The sequence below is a fragment of the Rhizobium fabae genome (genome assembly GCF_003985135.1).
Classification (GTDB): domain Bacteria; phylum Pseudomonadota; class Alphaproteobacteria; order Rhizobiales; family Rhizobiaceae; genus Rhizobium; species Rhizobium pisi.
In genome coordinates this window covers 26974-39938 of sequence record NZ_ML133667.1, presented here as the reverse complement: position 1 = coordinate 39938, position 12965 = coordinate 26974, and the positions used below count along the sequence as shown (strand labels likewise).

Genomic DNA, 12965 nt, shown 5'->3' with positions numbered 1-12965 from the left:
CGCCATTACACGGTCCGCACAGTTCGGCCGACGTCGGCTATGGTCGATGCTGCAATCCTCCCGGCCGCTGCTCCTCAAGCGGCCGCTCTTTCCGTCGCAAAGCGCGTGCCAGTTTTCATTTTTGCCCAGCTGGATGCCGGCGAAGGCAGATAAACGCTTCCACCAACTTGGTTTTCGGGGGATCTGGAGATCAAGTCAGGTTCCGAAACGGGCTTGCCGAATTTCATAAAATGATAAAGACTTTCATGATTTTCAGAATCTCATGAAAGACGATCATGCCAAAGCGCACAGTCCCGCCGCACCTGATCTCGCTCGCCGATGCATCCAAACGTACAGGCAAGATGCTGTCGCGCGGCACATACAGCGAGCTCGACACCGGCGCGTCGCCAACATTGACCGAATTGACCGAGGCCCTGCACTTTGCACTGGGAGATGGCCGCATCTGGCTGAACGATCAGCGCATGGTGCTGATGCAGTCGCAGGTTCTGGGCCGGCTTCGGCAGGAGATCATCGAAGCCTTCGGCGTCGAGATCGCCACGGCCATGTTCATGCGGGTCGGCTACATGCAGGGCGTGCGCGATGCGGAATTGATCCAGAAACGGTTTCCGAACGAGGACCTGACCCACGCCCTGGCGGCCGGCCCGCGGGTCCACACCCTCGAGGGTTTCGTCAAGGTCACCACCCGGCACTTCGAATTCGACAGCGCCCGGGGCACCTACTTCGGCGAGTTCGACTGGCACGATTCCTCCGAAGCTGCCGAACACATCGCCCACCACGGCCTTGCCAGCGCCCCGGTCTGCTGGATGCAGACCGGCTATCCCAGTGGCTACACCAGCACGCTCTTTGGACGCCCCGTCATCTTTCGCGAAGTCGAATGCGCCGGGATGGGCGCCCCCCATTGCAAGGTCATCGGCCAGAATGCCGAGGAGTGGGGCGAAGACGCGCCGGAGCGCGCCTACCTTGGGCTCGAATGGCCAAGGTCCCGCCGCAGCACCGCTCGCCGCGCCGCCGATCCGGCAGTGCAGTCAACCGAACCGCCGGCGAAGCCCGTTCCGTCCGAAATCGCTGGTTCCAGCCAGGTCATCGGCGTGTCGGCAAACTTCCTGCGAGCCCGGCTGATGGTGGAAAAGGTTGCCGATACCGAGGCCACCGTGCTGCTGATCGGAGAATCCGGTGTTGGCAAGGAGCTGTTCTCCCAGCAGCTTCACCGGTTGAGCGGCCGGGCCGGTGGCCCGTTCGTGCCAATCAACTGTGCCGCAATCCCCGAAAACCTCGTGGAATCAGAGCTGTTCGGCGTTGAAAAGGGAGCCTATACCGGCGCAATCGCATCCCGGCCGGGATATTTCGAGCGGGCCGCCGGTGGCACCATATTCCTTGACGAGATTGCCTCGCTTGCCTACGCGGCTCAGGGAAAGCTGCTCCGAGCCATCCAGGAGCGGCAGATCGAGCGGGTTGGCGGCATCCGCACCATTCCAGCCGACGTGCGGGTGGTGGCGGCATCCAATGTCGACCTCGAAGGCGAAGTGCGCGCCGGGCGGTTCCGGCAGGACCTCTATTTCCGCCTCTGTGTCTTCCCGATCGTCGTTCCCCCGCTGCGAGACAGGCGCGACGACATTCCGATGCTGATCGACCATTTCCTGCGTATTTTCCGCGATCGCCACCGCCGTGATGTCATCGGCCTGTCGCGACGAGCGATCGACGCACTGTTGGCCTATGACTTTCCCGGCAATATCCGTGAACTGCAGAATCTGATCGAACGCGGCGTAATTTTTGCCGAGCCCGGAGGTCTGATCGATATCCAGCATCTCTTCACCGGCGGCGAAGCCTCGCCGACGTTTCCGCAGGCGTTAAGCCGGGATGGGCGGATAAAGCCGAAAAATGCGCCGCTCCCCGTGATACATCCTAGCCTTATCACCTCGCCTGCCGATCTCGTCGCCGCCGAGGACGCACTCTACCAAGAAGCGCTACGGGCCGCCGCCGGCAATGTCTCTGCAGCCGCCCGTAACCTTGGCCTTACCCGCGCCAAGCTGGAATACAGGCTGAAGAAGCCGGGCCTGGTGAATTGAAAAGACTGTATACAGGGATCGAGTGAGTGCAGCCGAGAGTGTCGTATTTTTAGGATTTTCACCTTCCGTCTTGACGCGATGTATACATTGTGCGCTTCTTAAGCCATCTGAGGAGGACAGATGAAATGAAGCGACCAACGTTTCCCCTGAATGCTTGGTATGCCGCCGCCTATGATGTGGAGCTGAAGCGCGCACTGCTGCCGCGCACCATCTGCAACAAGCCAATTGTGCTGTATCGCAAGGAAAATGGCACGCCCGCGGCCTTGGCGGACGCCTGTTGGCACAGGCTGGTACCGCTCTCGTTCGGCCGGCTCGATGGCGACAATGTGGTGTGCGGCTATCATGGCCTCGAATATGACGAGACCGGCCGCTGTGTATACATGCCATCACAGGACACGATCAATCCATCGGCCTGCGTTAAATCCTATCCAGTCGCCGAGAAGCACCGCTTCGTCTGGATCTGGCCCGGCGAGCCGGCGCTTGCCGACCCGGCGCTGATTCCCGACATGCACTGGAACGACGACCCCGATTGGGCCGCCGATGGCAAGCTGATCGAGGTGAAATGCGACTATCGCCTGGTTGTTGATAATCTCATGGATCTCACCCACGAGACCTTCGTGCACGGTTCGTCGATCGGCGATCGTGCTGTGGCTGAATCTCCCTTCGAAGCAAATCATTCCGATCGCTTCGCCTATGTGACAAGGTGGATGCACGACATCGATCCACCGCCCTTCTGGCGCAAGCAGTATGGCAAGCCGGGCAAAGTGGACCGTTGGCAGATCATCCGTTTCGAGGCTCCCTGCACTGTTACCATCGATGTCGGCGTCGCAGCGGCTGGTACCGGCGCGCAGCAGGGCGACCGCTCGCAAGGCGTGAACGGCTACGTCCTGAACACGATCACGCCATCGACGGACAATACCTGTCTGTATTTCTGGGCCTTCGCCCGGAACTACGACCTACACAATCAGGCCCGTACTCATGAACTGCGCGAGGGCGTCGCGGCTGTTTTCCGCGAGGATGAGGCGGTGCTTCAAGCACAGCAGATCGCGATCGAAGCCAACCCCGATCATCAGTTCTACAATCTCAATATCGATGCGGGCACGATGTGGGCTCGCAAGCTTATCGACCGGATGATCGACCGGGAAATCAGTCCAGAACGAAACGCCACGGCGGTGGCGGCGGAGTAAAGCATGGCGGCAGAACGGGACGGCGCGCCGAAACAGCAGACGGCAAAGGCCCTGACGGGCCTTCGTGATCTCGTGCTTAAAGGCGAGGTGCTGCATGGGGAGCGGCTCTCGGAGGTAGCGCTCGCCGCCCGGCTCAAAGTGTCTCGCACGCCGTTGCGTGCCGCCCTGCAAAAGCTGGAACAGGAGGGACTCGTCGTCATGATTCCCTCGGGCGGCTATGCGGTCCGCAGCTTCAGCCGCCAAGACGTGATCGACGCCATAGAACTTCGCGGCGTTCTCGAGGGCACCGCTGCCCGGCTGGCGGCCGAACGCGGCGTACCGCCGGTAAAGCTCAAGGCAATTTTGGACGTAGTCGCAAGTCTCGACCGTGTGGTGGAGCCAGGACCGGGCGCGATGGATTTCGGGCTCTATGAAATGCTGAACGAACGTTTCCACCGGCAACTCGCAGCCCTGAGCGGCAGCGAAGTGCTGAGCCGAGAGATTGAGCGGATCACCGGCCTGCCATTTGCCAGCCCCAATGCCTTCGTCAACACGGAGGCGGATGTGCCGGCCTTTCAACGCACGCTGGTAATAGCCCAGACGCAACACAGGGCAATCATTTCCGCAATCGAACTGCGCGAAGGTACGCGCGCCGAAGCGCTGGCGCGCGAACATGCACGGCTGGCGCGGCAGAACCTGGATTTCGTCATGGAAGAACAACCGGATCTGCGCAGCAAGGTGCTGGCACTGGCGCTGATGTCCAGTTGAAGCGGCGAGAAGTCTTCGGGCGGCGGCCTTTTATACCGGATGACCGGCAGATCATCGAGATTCAAAGGGAGGAAAATATGCGGTCCAGGCTGGAGTGGCGCAAAGCGCGGGTCATTGAGGCACGGACGATCGCCGAGGATGTGCGGGCGGTGACCTTTGCCGTCGAAGGCCTGCGTGCCGGTTTCGATCCCGGTTCACATACCAATATCAGAGTTCAGATAAACGGTGATCCGGCGATCCGCACCTATACCGTTCTACCTGGACCGCCCGGCACGCTCTCCATCGCCGTGAAACTTCACCCGAACAGCCGTGGCGGCTCGGTGTTCATCTGGCAGCTGCAGCCGGGTGATGAGACAGAACTGACCGAGCCCGAAAACCGTTTCGAGCTTTCGTGGCGCGCCTCCCGCTATCTCCTGATCGCCGGCGGCATAGGGATCACCCCGATCTACGGCATGGCGAAAACACTCGTCTCGCGCGGGCAGAAGCTCCGGCTGGCCTATGCTGCGAAGAGCCGTCACCAGATGGCCTTTGTCGATGAACTTGCCGCGCTGCTCGGCGACCGGCTGCAGGTTTTTGCTCAGGATGACGGCGAGGCTCTCGATCTCGACTCCGAATTTGCCGCCCTGCCTCCGGATGGCGAGGCATACATTTGCGGCCCGCTCGGCCTCCTTGAGGCGGCGCGGCAGGCTTGGCAGAAAAGCGGCCGCTCCATGAGCCGACTGCGCTACGAGGTCTTCGGCGATAATGGTCGCTTTGCAGAGCAGGCCTTCGATGTCGAAGTCCCCCAGCTCGGTGCCCGTGTTCGGGTTCGGGCCGACCAGTCCATGCTCGACGTGTTGGTGGAGGCCGGCGTCGACATGGTTTTCGATTGCCGCCGCGGCGAATGTGGGCTCTGTGCCGTCAACATCGTGGAAGCGGATGGGGTGATCGACCACGGCGATGTTTTCTTTTCCGAAGCCGAGCGGCAAGAAAATTCACGCATGTGCGCCTGCGTTTCGCGGGCCTGTGGCGGACGGATCGTCATCGATACCGGCTATCGCCCCGACCTCACCGCGGCAGAATAATCCACGCATGTCCGGAAAGATGCGCAGTTCAATTGACGCTGCGGAGGCCGGCTGTTTGGCTTCGGCCGATCAATCATCAGTCGGAAGTTCGGGGTTATCCTGGCGAGGGACCCCTTCGCCCTCTTGGCGGATGCTGCGCAGGACTTCCAACGCCGCCTCCCGCAGCTCCGGCGCGAAAAGGCGCAGAAACCGCGCCTCGTGTGCCCCGATGATGGCATGCACCGTCTCCGCCCTCTCCATACCGGTCCTCGTCAGGCGAAGAGCCTGCGATCGGCCGCCGACCGGAGCCCGGTCGACAAGCCCGGCCTTGGTCAGCCCGACCATCAGGGGAACCATATTGGCGCGCTGGATGCCGAGGCTGCGTCCGAGATCGCTCTGGGTACAGCCGGGATTGGCATCAATCAGCGTCAGAATGGAAGCTTCGACCGGCCTGAGTTCGATTGCCTGAAGCCTTGAGCCCAGGTCGGCCATCATCACATTGGATGCCCTCCTCAGCTGATAGCCAAGCAGGCTCTCGAGGGGGTCGCTCAATTTCGATGTGCGGGAGTCGATATCCATAATCCGGCTATAATGCTATTGCGCATAACAATCAAATGATGCTATGAGACATAACATTACCGGTGAGGAGGTCATATGCCGGTATTGGAGGAATTTCTTTTAGAATATCGGCAGATGCGCCGCGATCCGTTGATCAACGACGCAACAGCTCCCTGCGCATTCGCGCCGGCTGGCGTGAGGCGTTTCATTTGGATTTCACTGCGGCCCACCAGGCCTTGGTGAGGCTTACTGTCTTCAACGCAGGTCGCGACTTTGCGGCCGCGTCCCTTTTGATGTGCAGGCCCGAACGGCAAGAAGGACACCATCATGACAACAGAACATTCCGAAAAAGATACCGTCGCCTTTACCGTTGAAGCAGGTATCGCCTGGGTCAGCTTCAACCGCCCGGAGAAACGCAATGCCATGAGCCCCACGCTCAATCGACGCATGATGGAGGTTCTGGACGAGCTCGAGTTTCGGGCCGATGTCGGTGTACTGGTTCTGTCCGGCGAGGGGACTGCCTGGTCGGCGGGTATGGATCTCAAGGAATATTTCCGCGAGACCGAGGCCCACGGTCTGCAGGGCACGCGAAAGGCACAACGTGAAAGCTATGGCTGGTGGCGCCGGCTGCGCTGGTATCAGAAGCCGACCATCGCCATGGTAAACGGCTGGTGCTTCGGCGGCGGCTACGGGCCGCTTTTCGCCTGCGACCTCGCCTTTGCCGCCGATGAAGCCAAATTCGGGCTGAGCGAGATCAACTGGGGCATTCTGCCCGGCGGTGGCGCCGCCAAGGTGGCGGCCGAACTCACATCCTTCCGCAACGCCATGTATCACGCACTGACCGGCGAGAACATCGACGGCAGGAAGGCGGCCGAGTGGGGCTTCGTCAACGAGTCCCTGCCGCTTGCGCAGTTGAAAGCCCGCGTGACCGATGTCGCCAACATTCTGCTGCAAAAGAACCCCGTAGCTCTCAAAGCCACCAAGGATGCCATCCGCCGCGTACGGGAGATGACCTACGACAATGCGGAGGATTACCTGGTCCGCGCCCAGGAAGCGGCCAACAGTTATGACAACGAGGGGCGCAAGGAAGGTATCAAGCAGTTCATCGACGACAAGACCTATAAACCGGGTCTTGGTGCCTACGACAAATCCAAGCACCAGGCCTGAGGAGCGCCCTACCATGACGGTCGAGACCACTAGCGCGCGCCCACAGGTTCTTCCCAGCGGTTCGATGGAACGGCTGCTGCGCCCGAGATCGGTGGCGATCGTCGGCGCCTCCGACAAGCCCGGCGCGCTTGGCGCTTCGGTTCTGTCCAATCTCGACCGCAGCGGCTACGCCGGCGCCATTCATCTCATAAACCCCAAGCGGACCGAGATCGGCGACCGGCCCTGCCTCGCTTCGATCGATGACTTGCCGGACGGCGTGGATGCGGCGGTTCTTGCCGTTCCGCGCGCGGCCGTGCTTCCTTCCATAGAGGCGCTTGCCCGCCGCCGTGTTGGCGCGGCCGTTATCTTTTCGGCGGGCTTTGCCGAGGGCGGCGAGGAAGGATTGGCCGACCAGCGCGAGATCGCCCGCATAGCGGCTGAGGTGGGTATGGTGATCGAGGGGCCGAATTGCCTCGGCATGGTCAATCATGTTGACCGCATCCCCCTGACCTTCATCGAAACTGATTCAGAGGCACTAGGCGATCGGCCGGGCATCGCGATCGTGTCGCAGAGCGGCGCCATGGCTGCCGTCCTCGGCGTGACCTTCGCCAGCCGCGATCTCGGTCTCTCCTATTCCATCTCCACCGGCAACGAAGCCGCAAGCGGCGTCGAAGACTATGTGGAATTTCTGGTGGAGGACGCCTCCACACGCGTCATCGCGATGATCGTCGAACAGTTCCGCAAGCCCGCCCGTTTCCTTGCCGCTGCACGCAAAGCATATGCGAAGGGCAAACGGATCGTCCTTCTTCATCCCGGCCGGAGCAGTGCGGCGCGTGAATCCGCTGCGACCCATACCGGCGCCATGGCCGGCGACTATCAGGTCATGCGCGCCAAGGTCGCGCGTGCCGGCGTCATTCTGGCCGAGACGCTCGAGGAACTCGGTGATATCGCCGAGATCGCCCTGCGATGCCCGGCGCTTCCCGCCGGCGGGCCCGCGGTCCTTGGCGAGTCCGGTGCATTCAAGGCGCTGACGCTCGATCTGTGCGAAGAACTCGGGCTCGATCTTCCTCCGATTAACGACGAGACCGCGCCAGTGCTGCGCGCTGTCCTGCCGCCCTTCGTCGGCGTCAGCAATCCGCTGGACCTGACGGCACAGGGCCTTGTCGAGCCGGACCTTTATGACAAAACGCTCACCGAACTCTTCGACGATACCCGTTTTGCCAGCATTGTCGCCTGCATCATCCAGACCGACCCCATCACCTCAGCCATCAAACTGCCGCCGATCCTGAAAGCGGTGCGCGAGCGCAAGCCTGCAAAACCGCTGATCTTTGCCGGGCTCGATGAGGGTGCCCCTATCCCGGCCGACTATATCGCGCAGTTGCGTGCGCTCGGCATCGTCTATTTCCCATCGACCGAACGCGCCTTCCGGGCGCTGAAGCGCATCGACGAATTCGCGGCGCGCGACATTACCACGTCCACCGCACCGCCGGTCGCGATTACATGTCTCCCTTCGCAGGGAGGTGTCGTTCCCGAATATCGGGCCAAGCAAATCCTGGCGCCACTCGGGATTCCCTTTCCCGAAGGCCGCCTGGCAACGACCCTCGAGCAAGCCCTCGAGGCGGCGGCCGCAATTGGGTATCCGGTGGTGCTCAAGGCGCAATCACCCGATCTCAGCCACAAGAGCGATGCGGGCGGTGTCGTCATTGGATTGACGGACGCAGCCAGCCTCAAGGAGGGCTGGGCCAAGCTGCACGCCGATGTCGCGCACCATCGCCCAGGCCTCACCCTGGACGGCGTGCTGATCGAAGCCATGGGCAAACGCGGCATCGAGCTGATCATCGGCGCGCGCAACGATCCCGATTGGGGGCCTGTGATCCTGGCGGGTTTCGGCGGCGTTACAGCGGAGATCCTGAAGGATGTCCGCATTCTGACCCCCGATCTGCCTGATGACGCTATCATCCGCGAGCTATATCGGCTGAAGAATGCGCCCTTGCTGCACGGGTTCCGTGGCTCACCGCCGCTCGATGTGGGCGCCGCCGCCCGCATCATCGCCATACTCGGCCGCCTGCTGCTGGCCGAACCGGCGATCCGGGAAATAGACCTCAATCCCGTCGTGATTTATCCCGACGGCGAAGGTGCGGTGGCGCTGGATGCCTTGATGCTGACCGCACCCGAGCTTACCCGCACCTGAGCTGCAAAGCCTGCTCGTTCGAAATCTGGTCACGGCCAGTCCGAATAGCCCGACGAGAGCATGTCGCTGCGGGCGACTTCCGCCTTCCTGGCGAAATCGCGGTAGGTGGCGGGTGAAAATCCGGTCTTTCTCTTGAAGAAATGACTGAAATAAGTGGGATCGCGAAAGCCGAGACTGTCGGATATCTCTTGGACGGTCCTGGCGGAGCGCTCCAGCCGCAGCTTCGCCTCCTGGACGACGCGCTCGTGCAGGAGCTGGACGGGAGATCGCCCGAGCGCGCTGCTGCAGATGGAATGCAGGCGGTCGGTGGTGACGCCGAGCTCCCGCGCATAGTCGCTGATCGGCCGGTGCTGCCGGAACCAGATCTCCACCAGCTGTCGGTATCGCTGCAGGATCGAGGCACCACCGCCACGGCCGCGCTGCTCGGCCGCCTCACTGCCGCCGGTGCGCCACAGCGCCATGAGGATCAGCCGCAAATAGGCGGAGATGACCATCCACGAGGCGCGCGAGGGATCGCCAAGCTCCCGCACGAAGCCCGCCACCAGCGGCTGTGTCTCTTCGACGGCATGCGGCTTCGGTTCGTCCGTCAGCCAGGGCCGCTCGCTGAAAGTCCGCAGCGCATAGGATTCCGCCTGGTCGCCGATCGCGTCCACCATGATCTGCGGCGACGCGCCGATCAGGAAGCCTGCTGCACCCGCAGCCATGCGCAGCTCGCACCGTTCCTGCGGCGGCAGATAAGCGAGCGCCGGCCCTTGCAGCGATCGTTGCTCCTCCGGCTCGAACAATAAGGCAGCCGTTCCAGCCTGCAGCAGAAACAGATGGTGGAAGTCGGCATAGATGCCTTTCTGGAAACGGATCGTGCGGTGAGACAGCGATGGCTCCCGCCACTCGCCGTGTGCATGATGATGGATGCCGCCATCGGAAACCATGAAGCCCCCCGCCTGCCGGCATCGCGATAGCGCCGTCGGCAATGCCAGATAATTACAACATTAACCCAGAAAAACACATTCCTTCCGAATTGCAATGGCGTAGTCTGATCTTATGAGCCTCTGGGAGGAGGACTCCACACAACAGATACAGAGCTGCGAGGCCATATCCCGGCCACGCTCGACCGTGTGCGCTTTCTCCCGTTGAGCGGGATGCAAGGGCGACCTGTGGAGAATGGGACGATCGCGATGTTTGTGGCAAAGCTTCTGATCAATGACGAGACGGTGGATGCGTCAGATGCATCCACCTTCGAATGCCTTGATCCGGCTACCGGCGATGTCGCGACCGTCGCGCCGGCGGCCTCGATATTGGATGCCGCGCGGGCCGCCAACGCCGCCGCAGCTGCCTTTCCCGCATGGTCGGAACTAGGGCCCGGTGAACGCCGCGCCATGCTCAATCGGGCGGCAGATGTTCTCCTTGCGCGATCGGCGGATTTCGTGGCGGCGATGATCGGAGAGACCGGGGCGACCGCCCTTTGGGCCAGGATCAATTGCGATCTTGCCGCCGACATATTGCGCGAGGCGGCCTCGATGACCACGCAGATCGCCGGCGAGATCATCCCCTCGGGCATTCCCGGCAACGTCTCCATGGCGGTGCGCCAGCCGGCCGGTGTCTGTGTCGGCATTGCGCCGTGGAATGCGCCGATCATTCTTGGCGTGCGGGCAATCGCCATGCCGCTTGCCTGCGGCAATACGGTCGTGCTCAAGGCCTCCGAACTCTGCCCGAAGACGCATTGTCTGATCGGAGAGGTCATGCGCGAAGCGGGCTTTCCCGCAGGCGTCGTCAATGTCGTCACCAATGCCCCGAAGGATGCCGCAATCGTCGTGGAGGCCCTGATCGCCCATCCAGCAGTACGCCGGGTCAACTTCACCGGCTCGACGCGCGTCGGACGGATCATCGCAGAGACATCGGCACGGCATCTGAAACGCTGCCTGCTCGAACTCGGCGGAAAGGCGCCCTTCATCGTGCTTGCGGATGCCGATATCGACGAGGCTGTCCGCGCCGCGGCCTTCGGCGCTTTCATGAACCAGGGGCAGATCTGCATGTCCACCGAGCGCGTTATCCTGCTCGATGCCATCGCCGATGAATTCGTCGAGAAATTCAAGGCGAAGGCTGCAACGCTCGTGGCCGGAGATCCGCGTCATGGAAATACACCGCTCGGAACCATGATCAGTGCCGAGGCGGTGCGGCGCATTAAGGCGCTGGTCGAGGATGCCTTGCAGAAGGGCGCGGTTGTCATCTGCGGTGGGCACGGGAATGGTATGCTTATGGACGCGACCGTCGTCGATCACGTGACACCCGCCATGCGCCTCTATCGGGAGGAAAGTTTTGGACCTCTGGCGGCAATCATCCGCGTCGGAAGTATAGACGAGGCCGTCACCATCGCCAACGACAATGAATACGGATTGTCCTCGGCGGTGTTTAGCCGAGACATCAACCAGGCGCTGGCCGTCGCCAAGCGCATCGAGACCGGCATTTGTCACATCAACGAGGCGACCGTCTCCGATGAGCCGCAAATGCCCTTCGGCGGGGTCAAGTCAAGCGGCTACGGCCGTTTCGGCGGGAAGGCCGCGATCGACGAGTTCACCGAATTGCGCTGGATCACATTGGCATCCGGCGCGCGTCACTACCCGATCTGAGCAGCATGACGGCGCTCGACTGGCAAGACTGAAGAAGCATCGGGGCGAGAGGGCTCCGTAAAGGGAGGAACGATTGCATGACCAACAATCTCATGGGAACGAGGATCAACGCCGCATCGCTGACGCGCCGTTCGTTCATGGCTGTTACGGCAGCCAGTAGCACGGCACTGGCGCTTGGTGGACGGGCGGCATTCGCAGCCGACGATACGATCAAGGTCGGCTTCATCAGCCCGCGCACCGGACCGCTTGGCGGCTTCGGCGAGACGGATGGCTATGTGCTGGAACTGGCGCGCAAGGCGCTGGCGGCCGGCCTGCAGGCGGGCGGCAAGACCTGGAAGGTGGAAATCCTCGATCAGGACACGCAGTCCGATCCGTCCCGCGCCGGACAATTGGCAAAGGATCTGATCAACAACAAGGGCATCGACCTCATGCTGGTCGTTTCTACTCCGGAAACGATCAACCCGGTGGCCGATGCCTGCGAGGCGGCAGGCGTTCCCTGTCTGTCGACAGTCATGCCCTGGGAAGCTTGGTATTTCGGTCGTGGCGCCAAGCCGGGCGCACCCTCGCCGTTCAAATGGACCTACCATTTCGGGTTCGGCGTCGGCGAATTCCTGAAAACCTATGTTTCACAGTGGAACCTGATCGAGACCAACAAAAAGGTCGGCGTCATGTATCCCAACGATGCCGATGGCAATGCCATCCGCGCCCATCTGGCCCCGGCCCTTTCCAAGGCCGGCTTCACCATCGTCGATCCGGGCGCCTATGAAACCGGCACGACCGACTTCTCGGCGCAGATCGCCCTCTTCAAGCAGGAAGGCGTGGAGATCTTCAACTCGTTTCCCATCCCGCCGGATTTCGCCGCCTTCTGGCGTCAGGCGGCCCAACAGGGTCTGACCCAGCAGATCAAGATCTGCCAGGTCGCCAAGACCGGGCTCTTCCCCTCCGACATCGAGTCGCTTGGCGACCTCGGCGTCAACATCAGCAGCGCCGCCTATTGGCATAAGGCCTTCCCTTACAAATCGACGCTGACAGGGGTTTCCGGGACGGAGCTTGCGGACGGCTACGAAGCATCGAGCGGTAAGCAGTGGACGCAGCAGCTCGGCGCCAGCCTCTCGCTTCTCGACGCCGGCTTCGATGCCCTGAAGGCCAGCACCGACGTCAAGAGCAAGGAGGCCGTGGCCAAGGCGATCAGCACGCTGAAGACCACGACGATTGCCGGCAAGGTCGACTTCACCAGCGGTCCGGTCGCCAACGTTTCTCCTGGACCAGTCATCGGAACGCAATGGGTAAAGGCGCCAGAAGGCTCCAAGTTCGCGCTCGACTACGTCGCGACCGAAAATGCCACCGACCCGAATGTTCCGGTCAGTGCCAAGCTCATTCCCTACAATGGATAACGGCAC

The 12965-nt window shown here is 61.9% G+C and carries 10 protein-coding genes; 8 read left to right on the top strand and 2 right to left on the bottom strand.

The annotated features are described in order from the left end of the window. The first annotated feature begins 275 nt into the window (after positions 1-275). From EFB14_RS31545 to EFB14_RS31530, 4 genes are all read left to right on the top strand, one after another. Positions 276-2066, top strand: coding sequence for a sigma-54-dependent Fis family transcriptional regulator (locus EFB14_RS31545; protein WP_126830652.1), 1791 nt, complete (start codon positions 276-278; stop codon positions 2064-2066). 125 nt (positions 2067-2191) lie between these two features. Next, positions 2192-3253, top strand: a complete 1062-nt coding sequence (locus EFB14_RS31540; protein ID WP_126830716.1) for an aromatic ring-hydroxylating dioxygenase subunit alpha — start codon at positions 2192-2194, stop codon at positions 3251-3253. Between the two features lie 3 nt (positions 3254-3256). Continuing rightward, entirely contained in the window at positions 3257-4000 is a 744-nt protein-coding gene (locus tag EFB14_RS31535; protein WP_126830650.1) for a GntR family transcriptional regulator, read from the top strand. Between the two features lie 77 nt (positions 4001-4077). Further along, the gene (locus EFB14_RS31530; protein ID WP_126830648.1) at positions 4078-5064 is read left to right on the top strand and encodes a PDR/VanB family oxidoreductase; all 987 of its coding nucleotides are present in this window, start codon (positions 4078-4080) and stop codon (positions 5062-5064) included. 69 nt (positions 5065-5133) lie between these two features. Here EFB14_RS31530 and EFB14_RS31525 read toward each other — a convergent pair whose 3' ends face one another. Continuing rightward, positions 5134-5538, bottom strand: a complete 405-nt coding sequence (locus tag EFB14_RS31525; RefSeq protein WP_245438349.1) for a MarR family winged helix-turn-helix transcriptional regulator — start codon at positions 5536-5538, stop codon at positions 5134-5136. A 390-nt stretch (positions 5539-5928) separates the two neighbouring features. Here EFB14_RS31525 and EFB14_RS31520 point away from each other — a divergent pair, with 390 nt between their 5' ends. Further along, entirely contained in the window at positions 5929-6768 is an 840-nt protein-coding gene (locus tag EFB14_RS31520) for a p-hydroxycinnamoyl CoA hydratase/lyase (protein ID WP_126830644.1), read from the top strand. Between the two features lie 13 nt (positions 6769-6781). After that, positions 6782-8938 carry an acetate--CoA ligase family protein gene (locus EFB14_RS31515; RefSeq protein WP_126830642.1) on the top strand — a complete coding sequence of 719 codons (2157 nt, stop codon included), beginning with the start codon at positions 6782-6784 and terminating at the stop codon, positions 8936-8938. 29 nt (positions 8939-8967) lie between these two features. Here EFB14_RS31515 and EFB14_RS31510 read toward each other — a convergent pair whose 3' ends face one another. Continuing rightward, positions 8968-9867, bottom strand: coding sequence for a helix-turn-helix transcriptional regulator (locus tag EFB14_RS31510; protein WP_126830640.1), 900 nt, complete (start codon positions 9865-9867; stop codon positions 8968-8970). A gap of 246 nt (positions 9868-10113) precedes the next feature. On the opposite strand from EFB14_RS31510, the gene EFB14_RS31505 reads away from it, so the two are divergent. Both EFB14_RS31505 and EFB14_RS31500 read left to right on the top strand, forming a co-directional pair. Beyond that, positions 10114-11565, top strand: a complete 1452-nt coding sequence (locus tag EFB14_RS31505; RefSeq protein ID WP_126830638.1) for an aldehyde dehydrogenase — start codon at positions 10114-10116, stop codon at positions 11563-11565. Positions 11566-11657: 92 nt separating this feature from the next. Further along, positions 11658-12959, top strand: a complete 1302-nt coding sequence (locus EFB14_RS31500) for an ABC transporter substrate-binding protein (protein WP_126830714.1) — start codon at positions 11658-11660, stop codon at positions 12957-12959. Positions 12960-12965 lie beyond the last annotated feature (6 nt).